This is a genomic window from Streptomyces sp. NPDC048192, from assembly GCF_043202415.1.
GTDB lineage: Bacteria > Actinomycetota > Actinomycetes > Streptomycetales > Streptomycetaceae > Streptomyces.
In genome coordinates this window covers 403,458-429,967 of sequence record NZ_JBIDAL010000009.1, presented here as the reverse complement: position 1 = coordinate 429,967, position 26,510 = coordinate 403,458, and the positions used below count along the sequence as shown (strand labels likewise).

The 26,510-nt window shown below is 72.8% G+C and carries 25 protein-coding genes; 15 read left to right on the top strand and 10 right to left on the bottom strand.

Annotation, left to right across the window (positions count from 1 at the left end; all coding sequences use genetic code 11):
- Nucleotides 1-153: 153 nt before the first annotated feature.
- Nucleotides 154-1,464, bottom strand: a complete 1,311-nt coding sequence (locus ACGFZN_RS22080; protein WP_393860167.1) for a glycosyltransferase family 39 protein — start codon at nt 1,462-1,464, stop codon at nt 154-156.
- A 259-nt stretch (nt 1,465-1,723) separates the two neighbouring features.
- Between ACGFZN_RS22080 and ACGFZN_RS22075 the strand changes: the two genes are divergently transcribed.
- Together ACGFZN_RS22075 and ACGFZN_RS22070 are read left to right on the top strand one after the other, a co-directional pair.
- On the top strand, nt 1,724-3,340 hold the full coding sequence (locus ACGFZN_RS22075; protein ID WP_393860166.1) for an MFS transporter: 1,617 nt from the start codon (nt 1,724-1,726) through the stop codon (nt 3,338-3,340).
- A gap of 87 nt (nt 3,341-3,427) precedes the next feature.
- Complete coding sequence (locus ACGFZN_RS22070; RefSeq protein ID WP_393860165.1) at nt 3,428-4,618, top strand: acyl-CoA dehydrogenase family protein; 1,191 nt, start codon at nt 3,428-3,430, stop codon at nt 4,616-4,618.
- 37 nt (nt 4,619-4,655) lie between these two features.
- Here the strand turns inward: ACGFZN_RS22070 and ACGFZN_RS22065 are convergent, their stop codons facing one another.
- Nucleotides 4,656-5,093 (bottom strand): cell division protein SepF, encoded by a 438-nt coding sequence (locus tag ACGFZN_RS22065; RefSeq protein WP_330340919.1) that lies wholly within the window; start codon nt 5,091-5,093, stop codon nt 4,656-4,658.
- A 269-nt stretch (nt 5,094-5,362) separates the two neighbouring features.
- Here ACGFZN_RS22065 and ACGFZN_RS22060 point away from each other — a divergent pair, with 269 nt between their 5' ends.
- From ACGFZN_RS22060 to ACGFZN_RS22025, 8 genes are all read left to right on the top strand, one after another.
- Nucleotides 5,363-6,532, top strand: coding sequence for a DUF5685 family protein (locus tag ACGFZN_RS22060; protein ID WP_393860164.1), 1,170 nt, complete (start codon nt 5,363-5,365; stop codon nt 6,530-6,532).
- Between the two features lie 375 nt (nt 6,533-6,907).
- Entirely contained in the window at nt 6,908-8,734 is a 1,827-nt protein-coding gene (locus ACGFZN_RS22055) for an FAD/NAD(P)-binding protein (RefSeq protein WP_393860163.1), read from the top strand.
- Between the two features lie 134 nt (nt 8,735-8,868).
- Complete coding sequence (locus ACGFZN_RS22050; RefSeq protein WP_393860162.1) at nt 8,869-9,090, top strand: hypothetical protein; 222 nt, start codon at nt 8,869-8,871, stop codon at nt 9,088-9,090.
- Complete coding sequence (locus ACGFZN_RS22045; protein WP_393860161.1) at nt 9,087-9,221, top strand: hypothetical protein; 135 nt, start codon at nt 9,087-9,089, stop codon at nt 9,219-9,221. The genes ACGFZN_RS22050 and ACGFZN_RS22045 overlap by 4 nt, the downstream gene beginning before the upstream one ends.
- Nucleotides 9,222-9,403: 182 nt before the next feature.
- The gene (locus tag ACGFZN_RS22040; protein ID WP_393860160.1) at nt 9,404-10,303 is read left to right on the top strand and encodes a S1 family peptidase; all 900 of its coding nucleotides are present in this window, start codon (nt 9,404-9,406) and stop codon (nt 10,301-10,303) included.
- 334 nt (nt 10,304-10,637) lie between these two features.
- Nucleotides 10,638-11,720, top strand: a complete 1,083-nt coding sequence (locus ACGFZN_RS22035; protein WP_393860159.1) for a S1 family peptidase — start codon at nt 10,638-10,640, stop codon at nt 11,718-11,720.
- 223 nt (nt 11,721-11,943) lie between these two features.
- Nucleotides 11,944-15,363, top strand: coding sequence for a DNA polymerase III subunit alpha (locus tag ACGFZN_RS22030; protein WP_393860208.1), 3,420 nt, complete (start codon nt 11,944-11,946; stop codon nt 15,361-15,363).
- Nucleotides 15,360-16,370: a hypothetical protein gene (locus ACGFZN_RS22025; protein WP_393860158.1), complete on the top strand. Its 1,011-nt coding sequence runs from the start codon at nt 15,360-15,362 to the stop codon at nt 16,368-16,370. Before ACGFZN_RS22030 ends, ACGFZN_RS22025 begins: the two co-directional genes overlap by 4 nt.
- On the opposite strand, the gene ACGFZN_RS22020 is transcribed toward ACGFZN_RS22025, so the two are convergent.
- A complete protein-coding gene (locus tag ACGFZN_RS22020) occupies nt 16,348-16,722 on the bottom strand; it encodes a cupin domain-containing protein (protein WP_393860157.1) in 375 nt (124 codons plus the stop codon). The two genes, ACGFZN_RS22025 and ACGFZN_RS22020, sit on opposite strands and share 23 nt — an antisense overlap.
- Nucleotides 16,723-16,807: 85 nt before the next feature.
- Between ACGFZN_RS22020 and ACGFZN_RS22015 the strand changes: the two genes are divergently transcribed.
- The 3 genes from ACGFZN_RS22015 (at nt 16,808) to ACGFZN_RS22005 (ending at nt 18,949) form a co-directional block, all read left to right on the top strand.
- Nucleotides 16,808-17,254, top strand: a complete 447-nt coding sequence (locus ACGFZN_RS22015; RefSeq protein ID WP_393860156.1) for a MarR family winged helix-turn-helix transcriptional regulator — start codon at nt 16,808-16,810, stop codon at nt 17,252-17,254.
- A gap of 157 nt (nt 17,255-17,411) precedes the next feature.
- On the top strand, nt 17,412-18,278 hold the full coding sequence (locus ACGFZN_RS22010; protein WP_393860155.1) for an esterase/lipase family protein: 867 nt from the start codon (nt 17,412-17,414) through the stop codon (nt 18,276-18,278).
- Nucleotides 18,279-18,490: 212 nt separating this feature from the next.
- The gene (locus ACGFZN_RS22005; protein WP_393860154.1) at nt 18,491-18,949 is read left to right on the top strand and encodes a GNAT family N-acetyltransferase; all 459 of its coding nucleotides are present in this window, start codon (nt 18,491-18,493) and stop codon (nt 18,947-18,949) included.
- A gap of 22 nt (nt 18,950-18,971) precedes the next feature.
- On the opposite strand, the gene ACGFZN_RS22000 is transcribed toward ACGFZN_RS22005, so the two are convergent.
- Nucleotides 18,972-19,106 (bottom strand): hypothetical protein, encoded by a 135-nt coding sequence (locus ACGFZN_RS22000; RefSeq protein ID WP_393860153.1) that lies wholly within the window; start codon nt 19,104-19,106, stop codon nt 18,972-18,974.
- Between the two features lie 112 nt (nt 19,107-19,218).
- Between ACGFZN_RS22000 and ACGFZN_RS21995 the strand changes: the two genes are divergently transcribed.
- Nucleotides 19,219-19,842 carry a class I SAM-dependent methyltransferase gene (locus ACGFZN_RS21995; protein ID WP_393860152.1) on the top strand — a complete coding sequence of 208 codons (624 nt, stop codon included), beginning with the start codon at nt 19,219-19,221 and terminating at the stop codon, nt 19,840-19,842.
- A gap of 34 nt (nt 19,843-19,876) precedes the next feature.
- On the opposite strand, the gene ACGFZN_RS21990 is transcribed toward ACGFZN_RS21995, so the two are convergent.
- The gene (locus ACGFZN_RS21990; RefSeq protein WP_393860151.1) at nt 19,877-20,377 is read right to left on the bottom strand and encodes a DUF402 domain-containing protein; all 501 of its coding nucleotides are present in this window, start codon (nt 20,375-20,377) and stop codon (nt 19,877-19,879) included.
- On the bottom strand, nt 20,358-21,287 hold the full coding sequence (locus ACGFZN_RS21985; protein ID WP_393860150.1) for a GNAT family N-acetyltransferase: 930 nt from the start codon (nt 21,285-21,287) through the stop codon (nt 20,358-20,360). The genes ACGFZN_RS21990 and ACGFZN_RS21985 overlap by 20 nt, the downstream gene beginning before the upstream one ends.
- A gap of 71 nt (nt 21,288-21,358) precedes the next feature.
- On the opposite strand from ACGFZN_RS21985, the gene ACGFZN_RS21980 reads away from it, so the two are divergent.
- Entirely contained in the window at nt 21,359-21,727 is a 369-nt protein-coding gene (locus tag ACGFZN_RS21980) for a GntR family transcriptional regulator (protein WP_393860149.1), read from the top strand.
- Nucleotides 21,728-21,741: 14 nt separating this feature from the next.
- Here the strand turns inward: ACGFZN_RS21980 and ACGFZN_RS21975 are convergent, their stop codons facing one another.
- The 4 genes from ACGFZN_RS21975 to ACGFZN_RS21960 all read right to left on the bottom strand — a co-directional run bounded on the left by ACGFZN_RS21975 (nt 21,742) and on the right by ACGFZN_RS21960 (nt 26,337).
- Complete coding sequence (locus ACGFZN_RS21975; protein WP_393860148.1) at nt 21,742-22,512, bottom strand: DUF72 domain-containing protein; 771 nt, start codon at nt 22,510-22,512, stop codon at nt 21,742-21,744.
- A gap of 15 nt (nt 22,513-22,527) precedes the next feature.
- Nucleotides 22,528-23,622: a DUF5925 domain-containing protein gene (locus ACGFZN_RS21970; protein WP_393860147.1), complete on the bottom strand. Its 1,095-nt coding sequence runs from the start codon at nt 23,620-23,622 to the stop codon at nt 22,528-22,530.
- A gap of 127 nt (nt 23,623-23,749) precedes the next feature.
- Nucleotides 23,750-24,901 (bottom strand): hypothetical protein, encoded by a 1,152-nt coding sequence (locus ACGFZN_RS21965; RefSeq protein ID WP_393860146.1) that lies wholly within the window; start codon nt 24,899-24,901, stop codon nt 23,750-23,752.
- Nucleotides 24,898-26,337, bottom strand: a complete 1,440-nt coding sequence (locus ACGFZN_RS21960) for a hypothetical protein (RefSeq protein WP_393860145.1) — start codon at nt 26,335-26,337, stop codon at nt 24,898-24,900. The genes ACGFZN_RS21965 and ACGFZN_RS21960 overlap by 4 nt, the downstream gene beginning before the upstream one ends.
- Nucleotides 26,338-26,510: the final 173 nt, after the last annotated feature.

The window sequence follows — 26,510 nt, the reverse complement described above, 5'->3', positions numbered from 1 at the left end:
GGGCGGCCCGAATTCCGGTGATTCCGCAATCCTGTGAGCGGGTTCCCTGCAATTCCTTTGATCATGCCGGGTGTTGTTTATATAGCGCTTATGAATGCGTTAACCCGGTCCTGGGGTGGAATTCTCCGCGGCGTCATCGGCCGGCCGGGGCGGTCACGGGGGGCCGGAGCCGTTCAGCCAGAACGCGCCGTAGACCGCAGCGGCGACCGCCAGTACGGCCGTGACCAGCACGGATCGGGACGTGCGCAGCCGGGCGAGGGCGCCGGCGAGCGGCAGCAGCACCGGGAAGGCGGGCATCAGCAGCCGCGGTTTGGAACCGAAGTAGCTCGACGCGCACAGGGCGAGCGCCAGGACGACGCCCGTGTACACCAGCAGTTCGACCGGCTGTCGCCGGCGGAGGCCGGCCAGGTACAGCCACAGCAGCAGGGCGACGCCCACGACCAGCCCGGCGCCGGCGAACGCGGACGGAATTGACGTGAACTTGTCGGCCACGAAGCGCGCGAAGGCGTAACCGCCGTCGAACCCGTTGCGCCACCCGGCCTGAACGTCCAGATACCCGAGCGGTCCCTTCCCGGTCCGCTGCCCGACCCAGAGCACGTAACCGGCGGCCCCGAGCGGCGCGATGAGCATGCCCAGCGCCCGCCGCCAGGGCGGGGCATATGGGGCTTGCGTGTCGCCGGGGGTCCAAGTGGTCCCTGAGTGCGTGGATATGTCCACCGTGCGCTCCGGTGTGCGCGCCGATGCGCGCGGGCCGTCGGAGGCGCCCGGCTCGCGCGCCGGGGCGTGTGCGGCACCCTGCGCGCCGGGCGGGCGCATCCTGCTCCGGTCTCGTCCGTACGACACCACGCCCGACACCCACACCGCCGCGACCACCGCGACCCCGACCGGGCGGGTCAGCCCCGCCAGCGCCGCCAGGGCGCCGGCGGTGATCCACCGGCCGGTGGCCAGCGCGTACAGCGACCAGGCCGCCAGCGCCGTGAACAGCGACTCGCTGTACGCCATGGACTGCACGACCCCGACCGGCAGCACCGCCCACAGCAGCGCGGCGAAGATCCCCGTCCGGGCGCCGTACACCCGCTCGGCGACGGCGAAGATCCCGCAGGCGGCGGCGAGCGAGGCGAGCAGGCTCACGGCGAAGCCGGCGTCCGCGTACGACAGCGGCGTCAGGGCGTGCAGCGACCGCTCCAGCCACGGCAGCAGCGGGAAGAACGCGAGGTTGGAGTGGACGTCGCCGTTCGGCAGCCGCACCTCGTAGCCGTACCCCAGCTCGGCGACCCGCGTGTACCAGAGCGCGTCCCAGCGCGCGGTCAGCAGGGTGTACGCGCTCTTGCCGCGCGCGGCGCTCCACAGCGCCAGCGCCAGCAGCCCCAGGGCCCGCACCGCCGCATAGCCCAGCAGGGCCGGCGCGGCACGGCGCAGAAGAGGGGCGTGGGGCGTGGCCACGCGCGCGTCAAGATCGGTCACGCACCCGATTATCGACGGCCGGCGGAACCGGACCGGCCGCCGGGGCGTGGGCACGAGGGGCCGGCGTGGCGTACGCCACACGGGTTCCGTCCTGCGTGTGAGAGGTCCGCCACGTAACCCCGCGGTCGACTCGCGTACGCTGACGAGTCACCCGCGCCGGGTTGCGCGGGCCGGAGACCCCGCTCCTCTCCGGCCGTGCGACAGGGAGTCCCCACCCCGTCGGTCCGCCCCGCGTGAGGCACTTCTGGGAGGTACGTACATGTCCGGGACGACCACGGCTGCCGTACGGCCACGCCGTAGGACGGCCGGGCCCGGTGCGAACCGCTGGGTCGTCCTCGTCGTCCTCTGCGTCAGCCTGCTGCTCGTCGCCCTCGACGCGACCGTGCTGCACGTGGCGGTCCCCGCCGTCACCGAGGACCTCAGGCCCAGCGGCATGGAGCTGCTGTGGATCGTCGACGTCTATCCGCTGGTCTGCGCCTCGCTGCTGATCCTCTTCGGCACCCTCGGCGACCGGGTCGGCCGCAGACGCGTCCTGCTGCTCGGCTACGGCCTGTTCGGCGTCGCCTCGGCGGCGGCCGCCCTCGCCCAGACCCCCGGGACGCTGATCCTCGCGCGTGCCCTGCTCGGCACCGGCGGCGCCATGATCATGCCCGCGACGCTGTCGATCCTGCGTCAGGTCTTCCCCGACCGGCGCGAGCGGGCGCTCGCGATCGGCATCTGGAGCGCGGTGGCCGCCGTCGGCGCGGCCGTCGGCCCGCTGCTCGGCGGCTTCCTGCTGGAGCACTTCTGGTGGGGCGCGGTCTTCCTCGTCAACATCCCGCTGATGCTGGTCAGCCTGCCGGTGGGCCGGATCCTGCTGCCCGAGTCGTACGGCGACCGGGACGGCCCCTGGGACGTCGTCGGCGCCCTGACGGCGGCCGGCGGTCTCTTCGGCGTCGTGCTCGGCGTGAAGCGGCTGGGCGGCGGCGAGGCGCCGGCGAGCCCCTTCACCGTGCTGCCGCTGCTGGCCGGCGCGGCCCTCCTCGTGCTGTTCGTACGGCGGCAACGGCGGCTCGCGCACCCGCTGGTGGACCTGCGGATGTTCCGCCGGCCCGGGTTCAGCACCGCGGTGGGCTGCATCGTGCTGGCGATGCTCGCGCTCGTCGGCCTGGAGCTGATCGCCGCCCAGTACCTGCAGCTGGTGCTCGGCCTCTCCCCGCTCCAGACCGGTCTGCGGCTGCTGCCGCTGACCGTCGCGGCGATGGCGGCGGGCCTGGCGGGCGCGCGGATGCTGCGCCGCTTCGGGCCGCGCCGGATGGTGTGCTTCGGCTTCTGCCTCACCGCCGCCGCGGTGCTGACGCTCACCGCGATGGGCGCCGACGACGACGCGCCGCTGCTGCTGTCCGGTTTCGTGCTGCTCGGCTTCGGCCTGGAGACCACGCTGTTCGGGGCGTACGAGTCGATGCTCAGCGAGTGCCCGGCCGACCAGGCCGGCGGCGGGGCCGCGATCGGCGAGACGTCGTACCAGCTCGGCGCGGGCATCGGCATCGCGCTGCTGGGAAGCGTGATGAACGCCGCCTACGCGCCGCAGCTGCGCCAGGTGCCCGGCGTTCCCCGGCACGCCTCCCGGGCGGCCGGCCACTCGCTCGGCGAGGCATACGAGGTCGCCGGACGGCTGGGCGGACCCACCGGCGAGGCGCTGCGCCGGGTCGCGCGGGACGCCTTCGTGCACGGGCTGCATGTGACGCTGCTGGTGAGCGCGGGTCTGTTGCTGCTGGGCGCGCTGATGGCGCTGCGGCTGCCGCGGGTCATGCAGTGCGCGGAGCCGCAGCGGGCGGCGGTGGAGCTGCCCGCGCCGAGGGAAAGGGAAGCGGCGGAGCCGAAGGTCTCGGCCTGACGCACTGGACGTGCGGGAGACTGCGCCGTAACGTCGGCCCCGAAACGTAACTAGCGGTGCTAGTTTTCTTGTGCCGGAGGGTGTCCCATGTCCGCGTCGCCGAAGCCGCCCGCCTTCGACCCCGCCGATCCGCTCGGGATCGACGACCTGCTGGAACCGGAAGACCTGGCCGTACGGGACACCGTGCGGACCTGGGCGGCGGACCGGGTGCTGCCGCACATCGCCGAGTGGTACGAGCGGGGCGAGCTGCCCGGCATCCGCGAACTGGCCAGGGAACTGGGCGGCATCGGGGCGCTCGGGATGTCGCTCAGCGGCTACGGGTGCGCCGGGGCCAGCGCCGTGCAGTACGGCCTGGCCTGCCTGGAGCTGGAGGCCGCGGACTCGGGCATCCGGTCCCTGGTCTCCGTGCAGGGTTCCCTCGCCATGTACGCGATCCACCGGTTCGGCAGCGAGGAGCAGAAGCAGCAGTGGCTGCCGCGCATGGCGGCAGGAGAGGTCATCGGCTGCTTCGGGCTCACCGAGCCCGACCACGGCTCCGACCCCGCCTCCATGCGCACCCACGCCAAGCGCGACGGCGGCGACTGGGTGCTGAACGGCCGCAAGATGTGGATCACCAACGGCTCGGTCGCCGGGGTCGCCGTCGTCTGGGCGCAGACCGAGGACGGCATCCGCGGTTTCGTGGTGCCCGCCGGCACCCCCGGCTTCTCGGCGCCGGAGATCAAGCACAAGTGGTCCCTGCGCGCCTCCGTCACCAGCGAACTGGTACTGGACGACGTACGGCTGCCCGCAGACGCCGTACTCCCGGAGGTCACCGGACTGCGCGGCCCGCTCAGCTGTCTGTCCCACGCCCGCTACGGCATCGTCTGGGGCGCGATGGGCGCGGCGCGCAGCAGCTTCGAGGCGGCCCTGGAGTACGCGCGGACCCGGGAGCAGTTCGGGCGGCCCATCGGGGGCTTCCAGCTCACCCAGGCCAAGCTCGCCGACATGGCGGTCGAACTGCACAAGGGGATCCTGCTCGCCCACCATCTGGGGCGGCGGATGGACGCCGGCCGCCTGCGCCCCGAGCAGGTCAGCTTCGGCAAGCTCAACAACGTCCGCGAGGCCATCGAGATCTGCCGTACGGCGCGGACGGTCCTCGGTGCCAACGGGATCTCCCTCGAATACCCCGTGATGCGGCACGCGACCAACCTGGAATCGGTGCTCACCTACGAGGGCACCGTCGAGATGCACCAGCTGGTGCTGGGCAAGGCGCTCACCGGGCTCGACGCCTTCCGGTGAGCCTCCACGCGAGGCAGGGCCGGTGAGCGGCCCTGCCTCAGCTCTGGTTGAAGAAGCCGTCCTCGCGGTGCGCGGCCGGCTCGCCGCTGACGATCTCCGTGTTCGCCGGCGTCAGCAGGAAGACGCGGGTCGCGACCCGCTCGATCGTGCCGCGCAGACCGAAGGTCAGCCCCGCCGCGAAGTCCACCACGCGCTTGGCGTCGGCGGGTTCCATCGCCGTGAGGTTCATGATGACCGGGACGCCGTCCCGGAACAGCTCGCCGATGGCGCGGGCGTCCCGGAAGCTGTCCGGGGTGACCGTGCCGATCCGGCGGCCCTTCTCCTCGGCCGTGTCCGACGCCACCTTCACCCGGGGGTCCGTGACCCAGGCGTCCCCGGACTCGGTGCCCTCGGAGTACTCGTCGTCGTAGTAACGCTCGTCATCGTTGTCGTCGACGAGGCCGAGCCACGCACTCGCCTTGCGTACCGATCCCATGGACGCCTCCTCTCACAGCGGTCTTTTTTCTGCTCTCCGCGTCCCTATGGTCATCCATGATGCGGACGGCGCGCCAAGTGAATAGACGCCGCGCGGGGGGTTTGTGACGGTACTGGTGCACAGCCGATCCGTCGAGAGTCCTTGTGCCCCAAGGGTCGCGACTCATACGGCTGCTGACTGAGAGTGAAATATGATTGTCGGCGGCGGATGGGTGATGATCGGTGCGTCCGGGTGAACGTCAACGTCGTACCACATCACGGGGGATCGTCGTGTTCGGAATCGTCAGACCGTGCGCTCATCGACTCGGGGAAAGCCTGAAGGCCGAGTGGATGGCGCACTTGTGCGGGCTCTGCCTCGCGCTGCGCCGCGATCACGGACAGTTCGCGAGAGTCGTGACCAACTACGACGGGCTGCTCATCTCGGTCCTGACAGAGGCTCAGACCGGACGGACCGCCGACGGCCGCCGTACGGCCGGGCCGTGTGCGCTGCGCGGGCTGCGCACCGCGTCCGTCGCCCGGGGCGAGGGCGCCCGGCTCGCGGCCGCCGTCTCGCTGGTGCTGGCCGCGGCGAAGGTGCGCGACCACGTCGCCGACCGGGACGGACTGCTGGCCCGCAGGCCCGTGGCCGCCGCCGCCCGCCGGGTCGCCGCCGGCTGGGGCAGGGCCGGAGCCGGCAGCGGCGCCGCGGTCGGCTTCGACACCGGCGTCCTCGTCGAGGCCGTCGACCGGCAGCTCGGCCTGGAGGCCCTCGCCGGGTACGGCACCCCGATCCTGACCGTCACCGAGCCGACCGAGACCGCGACCGCCGCCGCCTTCGCGCACACCGCGGTGCTGGCCGGCCGGCCCGGCAACCAGGCGCCGCTCGCGGAGGCCGGCCGGCTCTTCGGGCGGCTCGCGCATCTGCTGGACGCCGTGGAGGACCAGCAGGCCGACGCCGCGTCGGGCGCCTGGAACCCGCTGACCGCCACCGGCACCTCCCGGGCCGAGGCCCGCAGGCTCGCCGACGACGCCGTGCACGGCATCCGGCTCGCCCTGCGCGACGCCGAGTTCACCGACGGCAGGCTGGTCCATCTGCTGTTCGCGCACGAGCTGCGGCGCTCCGTCGACCGGGCCTTCGGCACGCAGACGTGCGGGCACGCGCCCGAGGCCGCGTTCGGGCCGCCGCCGGGCCGGCCGGCGCCCACGCCGCCGGGCCACCCCTACGGCGACCCCTTCGGCGGGCAGCCCCCTGGCCCGGAGCGGCGCGGCTTCTGGGCCGGCTGCGCGGCCGCCTTCGGCCTGTGCTGCACCTGCAAGGTGTGCTGCGCCGACGAGTTCGAGGGCCCCTGGTCGCGGAAGCGGCGCGAGGGCGCCTGCGCCAACTGCGACTGCGGCGACTGCGACCTGTCGTGTTGTGAGATCTGTGAGTGCTGCGAGTGCTGTTCGTGCTGTGACTGCTGAGCAGGAGGGGGAGGGGTGCTCGTGTGAAGGCGGAGGCAAGAGGAAGGAGAACGCGAGCGCGTCGCCCGCGGTACGGGCGCATGCAGAGGGTCGGCTCAACAGGAAGAGGACCACACACGACCGAAGTCGATGTGGGAGCGCGTGACCAGCCACTGCTGCGGATGCATGGGCCAAGTGGAACAGGCATCCGGTTCCGCGTCAACCGGCATGAGACGTACGGCTCACAGTACGGACAGCCTTGACAGTGCACCGAAACGCACGCGTACTCTCGACGGACGGTCCTGCTGAGGGGCTCGGCCGTACCGCGCCGCACGGCGCGCCCGTGTGAAGGCACCACCCGTGTTCTGACGTCTCTTCGCGTCACGGAGCCTTCGCATGTCATCCGACACCCTCGCCCATTCCCCCGCCGCGCCGGGGACCCCCGACCCCGCGCACGCCCCGTCGAGGCCCTCGCTGGTGATCGTCGGAGCCGGTCCGCGGGGGACCGGGCTTCTGGAGCGCATCGCCGCCAACGCGCCCGAGCTGTACGCCGGTCCGGGCCTCGACATCCATCTGGTCGACCCGCATCCGCCGGGCGGCGGCCGCATCTGGCGCCAGGCCCAGTCACCGCTGCTGTGGATGAACTCGCACGCCGAGGACGTCACCATGTTCACCGACGAGACGGTGACCATGGACGGCCCGGTGCGCGAGGGCCCCACCCTGCACGAGTGGGCCGGCCTCGACGGCGCCGCCTTCGCCGACCGGCAGCTCCAGGGCCGCTATCTGCGCTGGGTGTACGAGCGGGCACGGGCGGAGCTGCCCGAGAGCATCACCGTCCACCACCACGCCCGGCGCGCCGTGCGGATCAGCGGGCCGCGCGACGCACGCCAGCAGGTCTGGCTGGAGGGCCGGCCGCAGCCCCTCCTCGCCGACCTCGTGATCCTCGCGCTCGGCCACCTCGACGCCGAACTCGACCATGAGCAGGCCGCGTTGTCCGCCTACGCCCGCGAGCACGGACTGGTGCACCTGCCGCCCGACTTCACCGCCGACACCGACCTGAGCGCGCTGCGGCCCGGCGAACCCGTCCTCGTACGCGGCTTCGGGCTGGCCTTCGTCGACCTCATGGTGCTGCTCACCGAGGGCCGTGGCGGGCGGTACGAGGGCGACGCCTATCTGCCCTCGGGCCGGGAACCGGTGCTCTACGTCGGCTCCCGGCGGGGAGTGCCGTACCACTCGAAGATCGGCTACGACTGGACCGGCGACCGCCCCCCGCTGCCCCGCTTCCTGGGGCCGGCCGAGATCGCGGGCCTGCTGGCCAGGCCGGAGGGCTTCGACTTCCGGCGCGATGTGTGGCCGCTGGTGGAGAAGGAACTGGGCTTCGCCCACTACCACCGGCTGTTCACCGCCCACGCCGAGCGCACGGCGATGGCCTGGGCCGATTTCGAGGAGAAGTACGCGGCCGCCGCCGGCCCCGCCGAGACCCGGGCGCTCGTCGCCGCCGCCGTGCCCGACCCCGCCGACCGGCTCGACCTCGCCGCGCTCGACCGCCCGCTCGACGGGGTGCGGTACGCCTCGCACGAGGACTTCCAGGACGGCCTGCGCGCCTACATCGAAGGCGACCTGAACCGGCGCCACGACCCCGCGCACAGCGCCGACCTGGGCGTCTTCCTCGGACTGCTCTCCGTCTACGGCCAGCTCGTCCGCCTGGGGAACACCGGACCCTGGTGGCACGGCTTCTTCAGCTATCTGGCGTCCGGGCCGCCCGGACCCCGGCTGCGGCAGATGCTCGCGCTGTCCCGGGCCGGCCTGCTCAGATTCGTCGGCGCCGACATGGCCGTCACCGCCGAGCACGGCGTGTTCCGGGCCGGCAGCCCGACCGTGCCCGGCTTCCGCGTCGAGGCCCGCGCCCTGGTCGAGGCCCGGCTGCCCGAGCCCACCGTCCGGCGGGCCCGCGACAGCCTGCTGCGCCGGCTGCACGCCGACGGCGCGGCCGAGACCCCCGAAGGACTGCTCCGGGTCGACCCCGTCGACGGCCGGATCCTCGACGGCGCCGGACGGCCGCACCCCCGCCGCTTCGCACTCGGCCCGTACACCGACGCCCGCACCCCCGGCGCCTTCACCCGGCCCCGCACCGGGGGCCCCGCGTTCCGGCAGAACGACGCCGCGGCGCGCTCGGCGCTGGCCTTCCTGAGCAGGACACCGGTGGAGGGGGGCGGACGGTGAGCGGCACGGTTCCGGGTGCCGGTCCGGGGACGGTGTGACGTGGGGTCAGGGGGTGCACTTACTGGATCGGGGACTATCCGGAGGGTCGAATTCCGGACATTCCCGGGAACTGGGCGGCGGTCGGCGACGGGATCGTGCTCACCGCCGCCGAGGGTGACGGTCTGACCGCGGACGGGCGGCCCTTCGCGGACGAGGTCCGGCTCGCCGCCGACCGCGCGCCGGCGGAGGAGGCCCGCGTCGCGTTCGGTGAGAAGCGGCTCTTCACGCTGGTGCGCGAGGGCGTCTGGGGAGTGCGGGTCTACGACCCCGGTCCGCGGCCCGGCGGTCCTTCCGGGCATCGGACGGGCGGGAGTTGACGCTGCGGGTCGCGAGGCAGGGCGACGGGTCGCTGTGGGCGGCGTTCGCCGACGGCACCAGCGGCGACACCGGTTTCCGGTTCCGCTTCCGCCATCCGGCCGCGCCGGCCGCGCAGGGCGCCGTCGCGTAAAGGTGGTTTAAAGGCCAACGGCCGAAAGGCACTCTTGTGTCGACCGGTCGTTCGGCCGAATACTCCCCCTCAGCGCTTGCCGGGGGGCATACGTGTTCGGAACCCCGCCGTTCCTCCTGGCTGCGCCTCACCGGGCCCCGACCCCACGCGGGCCCCCGACTTCCCCTGGGAGGGAACGACAAGTGAGGATCAAGCGCACCACTCCCCGCAGCGGTCTCGCGAGACGGACCCGGCTGATCGCCGTGGCCACCGGCCTGCTGGCCGCGGGCGCGTTCGCCGCCCCCACGGCGAACGCGAGCGACGCGCACACCTTCAGCGCAGCCCAGCTCACCAAGGCGGACTCCGCCATCCTCAAGGCCGACATACCGGGTACGGCCTGGGCGGTGGACAGCAAGAACGACCGCGTCGTCGTCACCGTCGACAGCACGGTGTCCAAGGCCGAGATCGCCAAGATCAAGCAGCAGGCCGGCGCGAACGCGGGCGCGCTCACCATCAAGCACACCCCCGGCAAGTTCAACAAGCTGATCAGCGGCGGCGACGCCATCTACGGCGGCCAGTACCGCTGCTCGCTCGGCTTCAACGTGCACAGCGGCAGCACGTACTACTTCCTCACCGCGGGACACTGCGGCCAGGTGGCGTCCACCTGGTACAGCAACTCCAGCCACACCACCGTGCTCGGCACCAACGTGGGCTACAGCTTCCCGGGCAACGACTTCGCGCTGGTGCGGTACACCAACTCCTCGGTCTCGCACCCGAGCGCCGTGGGCAGCCAGTCCATCACGAGCGCGGCGACGCCGTCCGTGGGGCAGACCGTGTACCGGCGCGGCTCCACCACGGGCACGCACAGCGGTCGGGTGACCGCGCTGAACGCCACCGTGAACTACGGCGGCGGGGACGTGGTCTACGGGCTGATCCAGACCACGGTGTGCGCCGAGGGCGGCGACAGCGGTGGTCCGCTGTACGCCGGGACCGTGGCGTACGGGCTGACGTCGGGCGGCAGCGGTGACTGCACCTCCGGCGGTACGACGTTCTTCCAGCCGGTGACCGAGGCGTTGAGCTACTACGGCGTCACGCTGCCGTAGCGGGTCCGACTCCGGCTTTCCGGAAAGCCCCTGCAGGCCTTGCGGCGTGCGGGGGCTTCTTCTGTGCGCGGGGGGATCGCGTTCGGTTTCGGACAGGTGGTGTCGGACGCGTTCGGTGTGGGTTCCGTGGGTGTTGTGTTTGCTGTGCGAATTGCTTTGCCGTGACCGTGTGCAGTCAAGTAGGGAGGGGTGTGCAAGCCCTCTCTACGCGCGTCCGGAAGTCAACCTTGTGTGCTCCCTGTGCCGTTCGGAAGAGTGGGCCCTCGTCAACCAGCCTTCCCGGTCCGTCGAGTCCCCACAACTCGCGGGCCATCCCCCCACAGGAGGACGTGAGTTGAAGCACCGACGCATACCCCGGCGGCGGGCCGCCGTGGCCGGTGCGGGAATCGCCGCACTGGTCGCCGCGGGGGTCACCTTGCAGAATGCGAACGCCAGCGAGCCTGCGAAGCCGGCTCCGGAGGTGAAGGCCCTGTCCGCTCCGGCGGCCGGAAACCTCGCCTCCACGCTGCTGGACCACCTCGGATCCCGGGCCGCCGGCAGCTACTACGACGCCTCGGCCGGGAACCTCGTCGTCGACGTGGTCGACCGGAGCGCGGCGAAGGCCGTCGAGGCGGCCGGGGCGAGGGCGAGACTCGTCGCCAACTCACTGGCCGCGCTCGACGGCGCGCGGACCACGCTGAAGAGGGACGCGGCCATACCGGGGACGTCCTGGGCCACCGACCCGGTGAGCAACAAGGTCGTCGTCACCGCCGACAAGACGGTGTCCGGTGCCGAGTGGGCCAAGCTGAGCAAGGTCGTCGACGGGCTCGGCGGCGCGGCGGAACTGAAGCGGTCGAAGGGGGAGTTCAAGCCCTTCATCGCCGGCGGGGACGCGATCAGCGGGTCCGGCGGGCGCTGCTCGCTCGGGTTCAACGTGGTCAAGGACGGGCAGCCGTACTTCCTGACCGCCGGGCACTGCACCGCCGCCATCTCCACCTGGTCGGACTCGAGCGGGAACGAGATCGGGCAGAACGCGGAGTCCCACTTCCCGGGGACCGACTTCGGGCTCGTGAAGTACACGTCGCAGGCGGACCATCCGAGCGAGGTCGACCTGTACAACGGGTCCACGCAGAAGATCACCGGCGCCGCCGAGGCCACGGTGGGGATGAAGGTGACGCGCAGCGGGTCGACGACCCATGTGCACGACGGGACGGTCACCGGGCTGAACGCCACGGTGAACTACCAGGAGGGCACCGTCAGCGGGCTCATCCAGACGGACGTGTGCGCCGAGCCCGGGGACAGCGGCGGGTCGCTGTTCTCGGGGAGTAATGCGATCGGGCTGACGTCCGGGGGGAGCGGTGACTGCACCTCCGGCGGGGAGACGTTCTTCCAGCCGGTGACCGCCGCGCTGTCCGCGACGGGAGCGCAGATCGGGTAGTCCGCTCGCTTCGGTTCGTTCGTTCACCAGGCCCCGCCCCCGCACATCCGCGGGGGCGGGGCTTCCGTGCGCCTGCGTGTCATGTCCCCACCCCTCTCGCAAAGGGTTTGCGCAGGTGGGAGGGGGGTGAACGGATGTCGTACACGCGTTCGAGAATGGGGGTATGGTGGGGGTGGAAGTAGGGAACTGATGTTCGAGAGGCGTGCGAGTGCGGGAGGTGCGTGTGCCGGGCTTCGCGCATCTGCGCACCGTCTCCGGGTTCTCCGTGCGGTACGGGGCATCCCACCCGGAGCGGCTGGCCGAGCGTGCCTCGGAGCGGGGGATGGACGTCCTCGCGCTCACCGATCGCGACACCCTCGCCGGTGCCGTGCGCTTCGCCAAGGCCTGCGCCGGGGTGGGGGTGCGGCCCGTGTTCGGGGTGGATCTGGCGATCGGCGAGGCCGTACGGCCCGCGCGGCGCAAGACGCCGGTGCGGGGTGGGGCCTTCGTGGACGAGTCGGCTCCTCGTGCGACCTTTCTCGCCCGGGACGGGGGGCGGGGGTGGGCCGATCTGTGCCGGATCGTCACGGCCGCGCATGCGGGTGAGGGCGCGCCTTCGCTGCCCTGGTCCGCGCATCGAGGAGGCGGGCTCGTCGTGCTGCTCGGGCCCGGGTCGGATGTCGGGCGGGCTCTCGCGGCGGGCCGGCCGGACCGGGCCGCGCGGCTGCTCGGGGCGTGGCGGGAGGTCTACGGCGACGCGCTGCGGCTGGAGGCCGTCTGGCACGGGCGTGAGGGCACGGGGCCCGGCTCGCTGCGGCTGGCCGCCCGTACCGTCGGCTTCGCCGCCGAGCAGAGGGTGCGGCCGGTGCTCAGCAACGCCGTCCGGTACGCCGATCCCGGGGCGGGACCCGTCGCCGACGTGCTGGATGCGGCGCGGCGGCTGGTGCCGATCGATCCGCGCGGGGAGCTGGACTCCGGGGAGGCCTGGCTGAAGGACGCGCAGGCGATGGCGAGGGTGGCCGAGCGGGTGGTGGAGGCCGCCGGGTACCGGCGGGAGGCCGCCCTGCGGCTGGTGGAGCAGACCCTGGCCACGGCCGAGGAGTGCCGGGTCGATCCCGAAGGGGATCTGGGGATCGGGACCGTCCACTTTCCCGAGGCGCATCTGGTGGGGGCCGGCCGGCGCACCGCCCAGCGGGCGCTCGCCTCACGGGCGGTGGCGGGGATGGTGCGGCTCGGCTACGGCGGGCGGCGTGCGTACTGGGAGCGGATGCACCACGAGCTGGACATCATCGCCCATCACGGGTTCGCTTCGTACTTCCTGACGGTGGCTCAGGTCGTCGGCGACGTGCGGGAGATGGGGATCCGGGTGGCCGCCCGGGGGTCCGGGGCGGGATCCCTCGTCAACCATCTGCTGGGTATCGCCCAGGCCGATCCGGTCGAGCACGGGCTGCTGATGGAGCGCTTCCTGTCCAAGGAGCGCGTGGTCCTGCCCGACATCGACATCGATGTGGAGTCCGCCCGGCGGCTGGAGGTGTACCGGGCGATCATCCGCCGGTTCGGCGAGGAGCGGGTGGCGACCGTGTCCATGCCGGAGACCTACCGGGTGCGGCACGCCATCCGGGACGTGGGCGCCGCCCTGTCCATGGACCCGGCGGAGATCGACCGCATCGCCAAGTCCTTCCCGCACATCCGGGCCCGGGACGCGCGCGCCGCGCTGGAGGAGCTGCCCGAGCTGAAGCGGCTCGCGGCGGAGAAGAAGCGGTACGGCAGGCTGTGGGAGCTGGTCGAGGCGCTCGACGCCCTGCCGCGCGGCGTCGCCATGCACCCGTGCGGGGTGCTGCTGTCCGACGCCTCCCTCCTCGCGCGTACGCCGGTGGTGCCCACCAGCGGTGAGGGGCTGCCGATGTCGCAGTTCGACAAGGAGGACGTGGAGGAACTGGGCCTGCTCAAGCTCGATGTGCTGGGCGTGCGGATGCAGTCGGCCATGGCGCACGCGGTCGCCGAGGTGGAGCGGGCGACGGGGGAGCGGATCGATCTTGACGCGGTGCCGGCCGGGGACCCGGAGACGTATCGGCTGATCCGGTCCACCGAGACGCTGGGGTGCTTCCAGATCGAGTCGCCGGGGCAGCGCGACCTGGTGGGGCGGCTGCAGCCGAGCACCTTTCACGATCTGGTCGTCGACATCTCGCTGTTCCGGCCCGGACCCGTCGCCGCCGACATGGTGCGGCCGTTCATCGAGGCGCGGCACGGGCGGGCGCCGGTGCGCTACCCGCACCCCGACCTGGAGGAGCCGCTGAAGGGGACGTACGGGGTCGTCGTCTTCCACGAGCAGGTCATCGACATCGTCGCCATCATGACCGGATGCGGGCGGGGCGAGGCCGACCGGGTGCGGCGGGGGTTGTCCGACCCGGAGTCGCAGGGGCGGATCAGGGTGTGGTTCGCGCAGCAGGCCGCGGCCCGGGGATACGACGCGGAAACGATCCGGCGTACCTGGGAGATCGTGGAGGCCTTCGGGTCGTACGGATTCTGCAAGGCGCACGCGGTCGCCTTCGCCGTGCCCACCTATCAGTCGGCCTGGCTGAAGGCCCATCACCCGGCCGCCTTCTACGCCGGGCTGCTCACCCATGACCCGGGAATGTATCCCAAGCGGCTGCTGCTGGCCGATGCGCGGCGGCGCGGGGTGCCGATCCTGCCGCTGGACGTCAATGTGTCCGGGGTCGCCCATCGGATCGAACTGGTGTCTGAATCAAGGGTGTGGGGGCTGCGGCTCGCCCTGTCCGACGTGCACGGCATCAGCGAGGCCGAGGCGAAGCGGATCGCGGACGGACAGCCGTACTCCTCCCTGGTGGACTTCTGGGAGCGGGCCCGGCCGAGCCGGCCGCTGGCGCACCGGCTCGCCCAGGTGGGCGCGTTGGACGCCTTCGGCGCCAACCGGCGTGACCTGCAACTGCACCTGACCGAGCTGCACCGGGGGGCCCGGGGCGGTGGCGGCGGTCAGCTGCCGCTGGCAGGCGGCCGGAAGACCGCGCCGGCGGGGCTGCCGGACCTGACCTCGGCGGAGCGGCTCAGCGCCGAGCTGGGCGTGCTGTCCATGGACGCCTCGCGCAATCTGATGGACGACCACCGGGAGTTCCTGAAGGAGCTGGGCGTGGTCTCCGCGCGCCGGCTGCGCGAGGCGCGGCACGGCGAGACCGTGCTGGTCGCCGGCGCCAAGGCGGCCACCCAGACGCCGCCGATCCGCTCCGGCAAGCGGGTCATCTTCTCCACGCTGGACGACGGCACCGGACTGGTCGACCTCGCGTTCTTCGACGACTCGCACGACGCGTGCGCCCACACCGTCTTCCACTCGTGGCTGCTGCTGGTGCGCGGCGTGGTGCAGCGGCGCGGTCCGCGCAGCCTGAGCGTGGTGGGCTCCGCCGCCTGGAACCTCGCCGAGCTGGCGGAACTGCGGGCCGAGGGCGGCCTCGAGGAGGTGGCGGCGCGGCTCGCGGAGCCGCCGGCCGAGGGCGCGGGCGGCGATCCGACCGGCGGGCGGCGGATCCAGCTGCCGACCGGATACCAGATGCATCCGTGGGCCGACCTGCGGCCCGCGGGGCAGGAGGCCTCACAAGGGCCTGCTGCCGTACGGAAGTTGTGGCACCAGAGTCCGGGGAGTGCGGGATGACCATTCTCTGCGTACGTTTCCAGCTGCCGCCGGCGCACGAGGCGGCCCTGCCGGGACTGCTCGGACTGCTGGAGGAGTTCACTCCGGTCGTCGAGGCGCTGCCCCCGGACGGGGCGCTGGCCGATCTGCGCGGCGCCGAGCGGTACTTCGGGCGCAGCGCGGTGGAGCTGGCCTCGGTGATCCGGGTGCGGGCGCTCGCGCGGTTCGGCGTCGACTGCGTGATCGGCGCCGGTCCGGGCCCGATGCTGGCCCGCGTGGCGCTCGGCGCCGCCCGGCCCGGGGTGACCTGCGCGGTGCCGGAGGACGCCGTCGCCGAGTTCCTCGCCGACAAGCCCGTCGCCGCACTGCCCGGCGTCGGCACGGCGACCGCCCGCACCCTGAGCGAGTACGGCCTGGACACCCTGGGCCTGGTCGCCGCCGCGCCGCTGTCCACCCTCCAGCGGCTGATCGGCGCCAAGGCCGGGCGCGAGCTGCGCGAGAAGGCGAGCGGCATCGACCGGGGCCGGGTCGTGCCGAACGCCGTGTCCCGGTCGCTGGCGACGGAACGCGCCTTCGACCTCGACGAGCTCAACCCCGGCCTGCACCGCACGGCACTGCTGTCGGCCGCCGAGGAACTGGGCGCCCGGCTGCGCGCGGTGCGGAAGATCTGCCGCACCCTGACCCTCACCGTCCGCTACGCCGACCGGTCCTCGACCACCCGCAGCCGCACCCTGAAGGAGCCGACCGCGCACTCGGCGGCCCTGACCAGGGCGGCCTACGGCATGTACGAGGCGCTCGGCCTGCAGCGCGCCCGGGTCCGCGCGCTCGTCCTGCGCGCCGAGGGCCTGGCCCCCGCCGACCAGGCCTCCTACCAGCTCACCTTCGATCCCGTGGACGAGAAGGTGCGCCGGGTCGAGGAGGTCGCGGACCGCGCACGGGCCAGGTTCGGGCCCAGGGCGGTGATGCCGGGGGCGCTGGGGCGCCGCGGCGGGGGCTCCTCGCCGGTCAATTGGCCCAGGGCGGCGTGATGCGGGTGCCGTCGGCCAGCTCCGCCTCCAGGCCGACGGAGGTGGTGACCCAGGACAGCGCGGTGTGACCGGTCGGGTTCTCCACGGTGAGGGTCGTGCCCGGGCTGACGATCACCGTGTCGCCCGCGCCGATCCGCTCGGTGCGGCCGTCGAGGGTGATCAGCAGCTCGCCGACGAGCAGATGGAAGATCTCCTCCCGGCTGACGGTGTGGGCGGGCGCCTTCGTCCCCGCCGGTATCTCCCCGCGCCAGGCGCAGAGTTCCGTGCTGCCGGTGAGCGGGGAGGCGTACGAGACGAAGCGGGCGCCGTGGATCTCGTGGGTGGTGGCCTCGGACGAGCGGACGACGGGCATGGCGGTGATCTCCTCTGATGGTCAAGCGGCTTGACTATATGGTCAAGCCGCTTGACCACTCTGTCAAGGGTGTTTCAATGCCTGCGTGCAGAACTCCGAAGCCATGGCCCTGTCCGCCGCCCTGCTCGCCGTCGCCGGCGACCTCACTCAGCGCATCCATGACGGGGTGGTGGCGCGCGGGTTCGCCGATCTGCGGCCGGCGCACGGGTTCGCCTTCGCGCGACTGGGCCCGGACGGCGCCACCGTCACCGACCTCGCGGCGCACCTGGGGGTGACCAAGCAGGCGGCGAGCCAGCTCGTGGACGAGATCGTGCGCAAGGGGTACGCCGAGCGGCGGCCGCACCCGCAGGACGCGCGGGCCCGGCTGATCGTGCTGACCGAGCGCGGCCGGGCCTGCACCCGGGCGGCGGAGGAGGCGGCGGCCGAGGTCGTGGGGGGATGGGCCGAACTGCTGGGCGAGGGTGAAGTGCGCGTGTGGGGGGAGCGTTTGGCGCGGATCGCTCCCTATGGTCCTGTCAGGCCCGCCTGGTGACGATCCGTCGGCGTTCGGTTATCACTGGAAGTTTTTTACTGACGCGTAACTTCACACGCGCACTACTCGCCCGTAACTTGACGAGTGAACAGCATCCTCGTGATCCGGATCACAGGGTAAGGCCCCCACCTCCCTTGAGCCGCAAGGAGATCACCCGATGCTGCCCTGGAAGCGAGCGTTCAGACCCCTCGCCGCGCTGCTCCTCACCGCCGCCGCCCTCACCGTTCCCGCCGCCACCGCCACCGCTGCCGCCGACTCCGCCCCCACGAGCGGCTGGAACGACTTCTCCTGCAAGCCCTCCGCCGCCCATCCCCGCCCGGTGATCCTGGTCCACGGCACCCTGGGCAACTCGGTCGACAACTGGCTCTCCCTCGCCCCCTACCTGGAGAGCCGCGGATACTGCGTCTACTCCCTGGACTACGGCCAACTGGCCGGCGTCCCCGTCTTCCACGGCCTCGGCCCCATCGACGCGTCGGCCCAGCAGCTGTCGGCCTACGTGGACAGGGTGCTCGCCGCGACCGGAGCCGCCAAGGCCGACCTGGTCGGCCACTCCCAGGGCGGCATGATGCCCCGCTACTACCTGAAGTTCCTCGGCGGAGCCGCCAAGGTGAACGCCCTCGTCGGCATCGCCCCCGACAACCACGGCGCCACCCTGAGCGGCCTGACCAACCTGCTGCCGTACTTCCCCGGCGCCTCCGACCTGATCAAGGCCACCACCCCCGGCCTCGCCGACCAGGTACCCGGCTCCGACTTCCTCACCAAGCTCAACGCGGGCGGCGACACCGTACCCGGAGTGCACTACACCGTCATCGCCACCAAGTACGACGAGGTGGCGACCCCCTGGCAGAGCCAGTACCTGAGCGGCTCCGACGTCCACAACGTCCTGCTGCAGGACCTGTGCCCCGTCGACCTGTCCGAGCACGTCGTCATCGGCCTGTTCGACCGCATCGCCTTCCACGAGGTGGCCAACGCGCTCGACCCGGCCCACGCCACCGCCACCACCTGCGCGTCCGCGCTCAGCTGAGCCGCCGCCGGGGCCCGTCCGGCCTGAGCCGCCGGACAGGCCCCGGAACCTCACCGGCGGACGGTGCTTCGGCGGGGCGGGAACCCGTGGGGGCGCATGTCGAAACTAGCCCCGGAGGACCGGGAAGTCGCCTGCTGGAGGCCTGCGGGGGAGATCCTTATGGTGGCGTTAAGGGGGTGCTCAGGCTGCGCTCAGGTAGGTAGCGTGCGTCCATGATCGAGGAGAACGCGGAGGGCGTCCGGGCGGCCGTCGCCGCCGATGTGCCGGCCGTCGCGGCCGTGACGGACGCGGCCTACCGCCCCTACGTCGAGCGCATCGGCGTGGTGCCGCAGCCCATGGAGGCCGACCACGCCGCGAACGTGGCCGCCGGCAGGGTGTTCGTCACCGGCGAGCCCGTCCACGGGCTGGTCGTGATCGAGGCGCGCGCCGGCCATCTCTTCCTGGACAGCATCGCCGTCCACCCCGGCGCCCACGGCACGGGCGTCGGACGCCGTCTGCTGCGCTTCGTCGAGGCACGCGCGCGTGAGCTGGGCCTCGGCGAGATCAGGCTCTACACGAACGCGTTGATGTGGGAGAACCAGAAGATCTATCCGAAGTACGGATACGAGGTCGTGGAACGCCGTGTCGACGGGCCCTACGACCGGATCCACTACCGCAAGCGGCTGGACTGACGGCCCTGCGGGCGCTCGCCCCTCAGCCGTCGGGCCACCAGGTGCGGGCGATGTCCCTGCGCACCTCGGGGCGGCCCACGGGCCGGTCCTCGGACTCGTCGCGGACGCGGCGGCCGTCCGTCTTCTTCAGGGGCTTGTGCACGGTGACGCGGCGCATGGCTGCCTCCTTCAGTGCCTACCGGGTTTCCGTGATGTCACGGTGGTAGACGCTCTCGGCGAGAGTTCCTCATCGGAGCGGGATTGTCAGTGGCGGGTGTCACTCTGTGAGCATGACGAATCCGCAGGAGAACACGGATGCGCCGGGTGCCCCCGAGGTCGACTGGGACGCCGAGGCCGCGGCCTTCGACGAGGAGCCGGACCACGGCCTGCGCGACCCCGAGACCCGCGCGGCCTGGGCGGCGCGGCTCGGTGCCTGGCTGCCCGAGCGCCCCGCCGACGTCCTCGACCTCGGCTGCGGCACCGGCAGCCTGTCGCTCCTCGCGGCCGAGCAGGGACACCGGGTGACGGGGGTCGACGCGTCACCGGCGATGGTCGAGCGGGCCCGCGCCAAGCTCGCCGGCCGCGACGCCGTCGTCCTGCGCGGCCAGGCCGCGGCCCCGCCGGTGGGGGAGCAGCGCTTCGACGTCGTCCTCGTACGGCACGTGCTGTGGACGCTGCCCCGGCCCGACCGGGTGCTGCGGCACTGGCGCGACCTGCTGCGCCCACGGGGCCGCTTCGTCCTGGTCGAGGGCGTCTGGGGCACGACGAGCCCGGTGGGCATCCCCGCCGGCCGGCTCACCGCCCTCCTGGCGCCGCTCACCGCGGACATACGCGTGGAGCGGCTGTCCGGCGACTCCGTGCTGTGGGGCAAGGAGGTGGAGGACGAACGGTACGCGGTCGTGGCGAGGGTGTGACGCGGTGCCCCGGGCCGGTCCGCTTGCCTCCGGGTCAGGCGAGCAGGCGGCCGAAGCCGCCGGAGCGGGCCAGCTCCTCCAGCTCCTCCAGGGCGGCCACCGCGGCGGACGCGGCCTCGGGATCCGTCCGCGACAGACCGCTCTCGGCGAACTCGTCCTCGTCCAGACGCCGTACGTCCGTGCCGTCGGCGGAGCGCCACAGGTCCAGGTCGAGGTCCTCCACGACCAGCTCACCGCCGGTGCGGACGGCCGGACGCGTGATGTCGCAGTACCAGCCCTTCACGGTGCCGTCGACGGCGCGCACCTCCTTCACCGAGTACCACCGGTTCCGCCAGTAGTACTCGGTGAACAGGTCGCCCGGCTCGAAGCGGACGAAGCCGAAGTCGCGGACGCCGGAGCCCGCCCACGGGGCGCGTACGGCGATACGGGTGCCGTCGTCCTGGAGCAGCTCGGCCGGGTAACGGATCTTCGTGCGGCCCGCCTTGACCAGGACCACCTCCAACCGGTCCGCCGGTTCAGGCGAGTTCACGGACATAGCGCACCTCCGTCGCGCAGATCTCGTAGCCGAGCCACTTGTTGATCGCGATCATGGGTCCGTTGCCGGCGTCGTTGCCGGTGAAGGCCTCGGTGAGACCGGCGGCGCGGGCCCGGTACAACGAGTGGATCTTGGCGAGCTTGGCCAGGCCGCGCCCGCGGTGGGCGCGGGCGGTGCCGGTCATGGCGGTGGAGTAGCCGGTGGCGCCGTCCGTGTAGGCCACGCTGAAGGCGACCGGACGGCCGCCGGCGCACGCGGCCACCGTCAGCTCGCGGTTCAGCAGCGGATGCTTCCAGTACTGCTCGATCCAGGCGTCGTAGTCCGCGTACGCCACATCCACGTCGCTGGGCTCGTCCTGCATGGTCTCCGCGTCCAGCGCGAACAGCGGACGCGGATCGTCCGCGAAGTCCGCGGCCGTGCGCAGCTCGACGCCCGGCGGAGCCGGGGGCAGCGGAGGCAGGGACGCGCCCGCCAGATCGAGGCGGAGGAAGTGGGCGGGCCGGGCGGCCCGATAGCCGTGCCGCTCCGCAAAGGCGCGGTTGGCCGGCTCGTCGAGGACCCAGCTGAGCAGCCGGGTCGCCCCCTGAGCGGCGAGGTGCTCCTCGGCCGCCCGCAGCAGCAGCCCGCCGGCCCCGCGACCGGTCCGATCGGGCCGGACGTAGATGCTCAGCAGGCCCTGGCCCGGCTCGCTGCTGTCATGAGCCAGGTGCACCTGGGCCGCACCGATCACCTCGCCGTCCTCCTCGGCGACCAGCGGGCGGTAGCGGGCGTCGGGCGGCATGTGGAGGGCGTTGTGGCGGACCGAGTCCGCGGTGAACAGGATGTAGGGCAGGGCGAGACGGCGGACCCGGGCGAAGCCCTCGGTGTCCGCCGGGGCGTCGGGGTTCAGGTCGCGCACGATCACTGTCATGGTGAGGCACCGTACGGGGCCGCGTGCCGGGGATGCCTCTCATTTTCCGCCGGGTACGGGACAATCGGCCCGTGAGCCTGAAGATCCGCATCGATGACAGCGCGCCCCCGTACGAGCAGGTGCGGGCGCAGATTTCCGAGCAGGCGCGGTCCGGCGCGCTGCCGGTGGGGTACCGGCTGCCGACCGTGCGGGGGCTGGCCGAGTCCCTGGGCCTCGCGGTGAACACGGTGGCCAAGGCGTACCGGGCGCTGGAGGGCGACGGAGTGATCGAGACGCGGGGGCGCAACGGAACGTTCGTGGCCGCCGCCGGCTCGGCCGCGGAACGCGAGGCTTCCCTGGCCGCCCAGACGTACGCGGAGCGGGTACGGCGGCTGGGGCTGGGGGAGTCGGAGGCGCTGGCCGCCGTGCGCGACGCCCTGCGGGCGGCTTACGGGGCGTAAGGCACCGGCGTGCGTCACCGGCGTTGGGCGGCCTCCGGAACGCGTGTCACCCTCAGCCCCGCCCGTTCCGCCGCTCTGCCGAAGGCCACCGCGTCCTGCACCGCCGCGCCGCCCGGGTCGTTGTTGAAGTAGGCGTACACGTCCTCTCCCCGCTCCCAGGTCGTCGCGACACGGTCGACCCAGGTCTCCAGGGACCGCTTGCCGTAGCGGGGCCAGGGCCGGGCGCGGCCCTGGTGGAAGCGGACGTAACCCCAGTCGGCGGTGCGCCACAGCGGGGTGACCGGGCGGGCCAGGACGTCCGCCCAGCACAGGGCCGCGCCCCGGGCCGACAGGACCGCGCGCACCTCGGGCGTCCACCAGGAGTCGTGGCGCGGCTCGACCGCGACCCTCGTGCCGGACGGGAAGCGGGCCAGGCAGGCGTCCAGCAGGGCCGGGTCCGCGCGCAGCGTCGGCGGGAGCTGGAGCAGGACGGGGCCCAGGCGGTCGCCCAGGCCCGCCGCGTGGCTCATCAGGCGGTGGACCGGCTCCTCCGGCTCCTTCAGGCGCTTGATGTGGGTGAGGAAGCGGCTGGCCTTGACCGCGACCACGAAGTCCTCCGGCACCCGTTCCCGCCACGCCGCGAAGGTCTCGTAGGACGGCAGCCGGTAGAACGCGTTGTTGATCTCCACCGTCGCGAAGAGACGCGTGTACTCCTCCAGCCACAGCCGCGCCGGGACCCCGGCCGGATACACGAGGTCCCGCCAGTCCTTGTACTGCCACCCGGAGGTGCCGACGAGCAAGGTCACAGCACCATCAAAGCACTACAGGTACAGGCCCGCGTCCGCGCCGTCGCGCGCCCCGGGCACCGAGGCCGGCACCGTGCCCCGGCGCAGTGCGTACAGCTCGGCCAGGGTCGCCCCGTCCCGCCCCACGCCCTCCTCGGTGCCGAGCCACTCCACGGCCTCGCGCCGGGTCAGCGGGCCCACCTCGATGCGGGCCAGGCAGCGGCCCGGGCGGACCACGGCCGGGTGCAGCCGCTCCAGGTCCTCGTTGGTGGTGACGCCGACCAGGACGTTGCGGCCCTGGCCGAGGAGGCCGTCGGTGAGGTTCAGCAGCCGGGACAGGGCCTGGCCCGCGGTGTGCTTGGCCTCGCCGCGGATCAGTTCGTCGCAGTCCTCCAGCAGCAGCAGCCGCCAGCGGCCCTTGCCCGCGCCGTCCTCCTCGCCGATCGCGATGTCCATCAGATAGCCGACGTCGCTGAACAGCCGCTCCGGGTCCAGGACGCAGTCGACCTGGCACCAGTCGCGCCAGGAGCGGGCCAGCGTGCGCAGCGCGGAGGTCTTGCCGGTGCCGGGCGGCCCGTGCAGCAGGAGCAGACGGCCCGCGATGTCCTCGGGGGTCGTCCCCATCAGCCGGTCCATCGCCTGCGCCACCGGCGCGGTGTAGTTGGACCGCACCTCGTCCCAGGTGCCCGCGGAGATCTGCCGGGTGGTGCGGTGCGGGCCGCGCCGCGGGGAGACGTACCAGAAGCCCATCGTCACGTTCTCGGGCTGGGGTTCGGGCTCGTCGGCGGCGCCGTCCGTGGCCTGGTCGAGGACCTTCTCGGCCAGTTCCGCGCTGGTCGCGGTCACCGTGACGTCCGCGCCGCGGCTCCAGCGGGACACCAGCAGGGTCCAGCCGTCGCCCTCGGCCAGGGTGGCGCTGCGGTCGTCGTCGCGGGCGACCCGCAGCACCCGGGCGCCGTCGGGCAGCAGGGTCGCGCCGGAGCGGACGCGGTCGATGTTCACCGCGTGCGAGTACGGCTGCTCGCCCGTCGCGAAGCGGCCGAGGAACAGCGCGTCGACGACGTCGGAGGGCGAGTCGGAGTCGTCGACGTTGAGCCGGATCGGCAGAGCGTCGTGTGGGTTCGCAGACATGCGGCCATGATCCGGCACAGGTGGGCTCCGCGCACGGTATTTCGGCTCGGGCCGCGAAGAGTGGCTGACCGGCCGTGGGCCGTCCGTGGCCGGCCGCTCCCGCTCGGCCGGGCCGGTCGCGCCCCTCTCATCCGGTGCGGGTCCGTCCTTGCCTGCGGTATCCGTCCAGGACGTCCTGGCGGAGCAGGAAGCCGAAGCCGGCGGACTCGAGCCGCAGCCCCAGCTGGGCCGGTGTGATGCCGAGACCGGCGGCGGTGCCGGCCAGGTGCCAGTCGTGGGCGGCGAGCATGGTGAGAAGGTGACCGCGGCGCACCTGGTTCTCCGACAGCCGGAAGGTCTTGAGGTAGGCGATCCTGCCGCTGTCGTCGGTGATGGCCTCACCGATGTGGTTCTCCTGCTTGGGCCGGAACGCCGGCAGGAAGCGGGAGAGCGTGAAGCGCCCCATCCGGTGGACCGTCTGCCAGGTGTACGCCTGCTCCAGCAGGCCGGCCGGCATGGTCGTGTCGTGGAAACGCGCCCAGGACTGCTCCTGTTCGGCAACCGCCGTGCGCAGGTCGGCCAGGGAGCGGACGCGCGCGTCGGGGATGCGTGCCCGGAAGTCCCGCACCGGCGGCATCAGCGTGGCGTAGTGGTGGATGAGTTCGCCGTACAGGTCCAGCAGGAGTGTGGGGTGCAGGGCGCGGTAGTCGTCGGGATGCGGGACCGCGAACGCGGCCGCGAGCGCGTCGGCGACGTACACCAGCACGCCGCACTGGCCGGGGTGGATCTCGAAGATGCGCAGCGCGTGGGCGAGTCCGCGTATGTCGGCGCCGGCGCAGGCTTCCTCGGCGCGCGGGGAGAGCCCGTGGCGGACGGCGCGCTGCGACCACTCCTCCCAGGCGATGGAGGGCCCGCCGAAGTGCAGTGCCAGATAGCCCTCCAGCGCCAGGTGCAGGGGGAGGAACCGCAGCCGGTCCTTGGCCTGGCGGCGGGCCATGCCGCGGTGGAAGCGCAGGCCCATGACGGCGGCGGGAGCCGAGTCGGCGTCGGCGGAGAGCTGGGTGCCGTAGGCCGCCGCCGGCGTGCCGTCGGCCGTCCACGTGGCGACGAAACCGTGCGGGACGTAGGAGACATAGGCGTGGCGCGGGCCGACCTCGACCAGACCGGTCGTGTCGCCGTAGAGCTGCGGGCGCAGACACAGGTCCTCTACGGGTTCCGCACGCACGAGCGGCACCAGACGGACGGCGCCCCACACCTGTGCGGGGCGGGTGGCCAGGCCGGTCAGGTCCAGTGTGGTCATCGCGCCCGCTCCCGGTCGTGGCCGCGCAGCATGCGGGCGGCACGGGTGTCCATGTAGGCGATCAGTTCGGCCAGGCCGGTGCGGCCTTCCGCGAACTGGGCGAGTTCCACCAGCGCGGGAAGGTCCTCGGCGTCCCGGATGCCCGCGGTGGGCACCGCCGGGGACAGGCGGCGCACGTCGAAGTCGGCCGCGTCGTAGACGGGGTTGAGATGCACGATGCCGGTACGCCGCTCGGGGTCGAGCCGGGTCCGCCAGATGCGCAGCACCTCGGCGGCCAGGCCGGGAGGCGCGTTGTCCCATCCGTCGGAGACGATCACCAGCCGGGACGGTGCGGTGTCCAGCGCGTCGAGGATCCGCCGGCCCACCGGCGTCGGCCCGTACGGATGCGTCAGCAGTGCGTCGGTCCGCCCGGACGTCCACAGCCCGGTGTACTCGCCGGCGAGGGCCGCGAGCAGATAGTGGCAGGCCAGGGCCACGGCCAGCGGCCGGCGGCGCTTGTGGACCGAACCGGAGGCGGAAAAGCTGTCGTCCAGGACGGCGGTGACCCTGCCCCAGGTTCCCCGGTGGGCTCCGGCCACCCGGCCGGCGGCCGACTCCAGGGCACGGGTCAGCTCGGCACGCCGGCGCAGGCGGTCCCCGGCCGGCAGGGAGAGCACATAGGCCGCCAGCCGGGTCAGCGGCATCGTGGCCAGGTCCGCCTGCAGCTCGGTGACCCCGTTCCTGTGTGCGGACTCCTGCAGCCGCAGGGTCTCCAGCCGGGTCATCCGCGGGGCCATGCGCTTGAGGAAGACGTCCCGGGGGATGCCGTGCCGGGCGGCGAAGCCCTCGGCGGCCGTGTACGGCAGCTCGTACAGGGCGGCCTGCTCGTAGTGGGCGCGGCGCCACGTCTCCAGGAGAGGCGTCGCATAGTGCTTGCGGGTCAGCGGCGCGAAGAGGAACGCCCCCAGCTCCTCGCCGGCGGGGGCGAGGTGCGCGTGGCGAAGGGCGCGCTTGAGGGCGCTGCGGTACTTCACGGCGTCGAACGCCGGATCCGGTCGGGCGGACAGCCAGTCGCGCATGATCGCGCGGGTGCGGCGGTTGTTCACCCCGGCCCGGCGCAGGGCGTCGAACAGCCGGTACACGCGCGGGGGCGGCAGCGTCGCCAGACGGCGCGCGATCAGCCGGCCCTCGCTGCGGCGCTGCTCGGCCGTGGCGTCCCCGGCGGTCTCCAGCAGCCGTCGGACGACGAGGGCCGCGTTGTGGTCGTTGATGTCGAGCGCGAGGACCCTGGCGTACAGGTCACGGTAGTTGCCCAGCATGTACGCGTGCAGGAAGTCCAGGGACAGCCGCTGCTCGCCCGCGTCGCTGTGGAACTCTCCCTGGCCGGTGGAGGTGATCGCCGCGTTGACGAAGAGCAGCACGTCCTCGGCCGCGATGAGGTCCCCGTACGAATCCATCCGACTCTTTCCCCCGTGGACGCGGATGCCGGCCGGGGAATGGGGGCACGAGCTGCGAATCATTGCTTTACAGGCAGGTTCCGGAAGTCGCGCCGGAGTCCCGCGGCCGGCCACAGGACCGTAACAGAGCAGGCCACACGCCCTCCACCGACTTGTCTGCCCGCCGGCACGGG

Bases quoted from the DNA above. Each gene is read 5' to 3' on its own strand.
- ACGFZN_RS22070 (WP_393860165.1), top strand. From the start codon at position 3,428: ATGTCCGCGTCGCCGAAGCCGCCCGCCTTCGACCCCGCCGATCCGCTC.
- ACGFZN_RS21985 (WP_393860150.1), bottom strand. From the start codon at position 21,287: ATGACAGTGATCGTGCGCGACCTGAACCCCGACGCCCCGGCGGACACC.
- ACGFZN_RS22075 (WP_393860166.1), top strand. From the start codon at position 1,724: ATGTCCGGGACGACCACGGCTGCCGTACGGCCACGCCGTAGGACGGCC.
- ACGFZN_RS21990 (WP_393860151.1), bottom strand. From the start codon at position 20,377: ATGTCCGTGAACTCGCCTGAACCGGCGGACCGGTTGGAGGTGGTCCTG.
- ACGFZN_RS22055 (WP_393860163.1), top strand. From the start codon at position 6,908: ATGTCATCCGACACCCTCGCCCATTCCCCCGCCGCGCCGGGGACCCCC.
- ACGFZN_RS22005 (WP_393860154.1), top strand. From the start codon at position 18,491: ATGATCGAGGAGAACGCGGAGGGCGTCCGGGCGGCCGTCGCCGCCGAT.
- ACGFZN_RS22065 (WP_330340919.1), bottom strand. From the start codon at position 5,093: ATGGGATCGGTACGCAAGGCGAGTGCGTGGCTCGGCCTCGTCGACGAC.
- ACGFZN_RS22000 (WP_393860153.1), bottom strand. From the start codon at position 19,106: ATGCGCCGCGTCACCGTGCACAAGCCCCTGAAGAAGACGGACGGCCGC.
- ACGFZN_RS21965 (WP_393860146.1), bottom strand. From the start codon at position 24,901: ATGACCACACTGGACCTGACCGGCCTGGCCACCCGCCCCGCACAGGTG.
- ACGFZN_RS21970 (WP_393860147.1), bottom strand. From the start codon at position 23,622: ATGTCTGCGAACCCACACGACGCTCTGCCGATCCGGCTCAACGTCGAC.
- ACGFZN_RS22010 (WP_393860155.1), top strand. From the start codon at position 17,412: ATGCTGCCCTGGAAGCGAGCGTTCAGACCCCTCGCCGCGCTGCTCCTC.
- ACGFZN_RS21995 (WP_393860152.1), top strand. From the start codon at position 19,219: ATGACGAATCCGCAGGAGAACACGGATGCGCCGGGTGCCCCCGAGGTC.
- ACGFZN_RS21960 (WP_393860145.1), bottom strand. From the start codon at position 26,337: ATGGATTCGTACGGGGACCTCATCGCGGCCGAGGACGTGCTGCTCTTC.
- ACGFZN_RS22020 (WP_393860157.1), bottom strand. From the start codon at position 16,722: ATGCCCGTCGTCCGCTCGTCCGAGGCCACCACCCACGAGATCCACGGC.
- ACGFZN_RS22025 (WP_393860158.1), top strand. From the start codon at position 15,360: ATGACCATTCTCTGCGTACGTTTCCAGCTGCCGCCGGCGCACGAGGCG.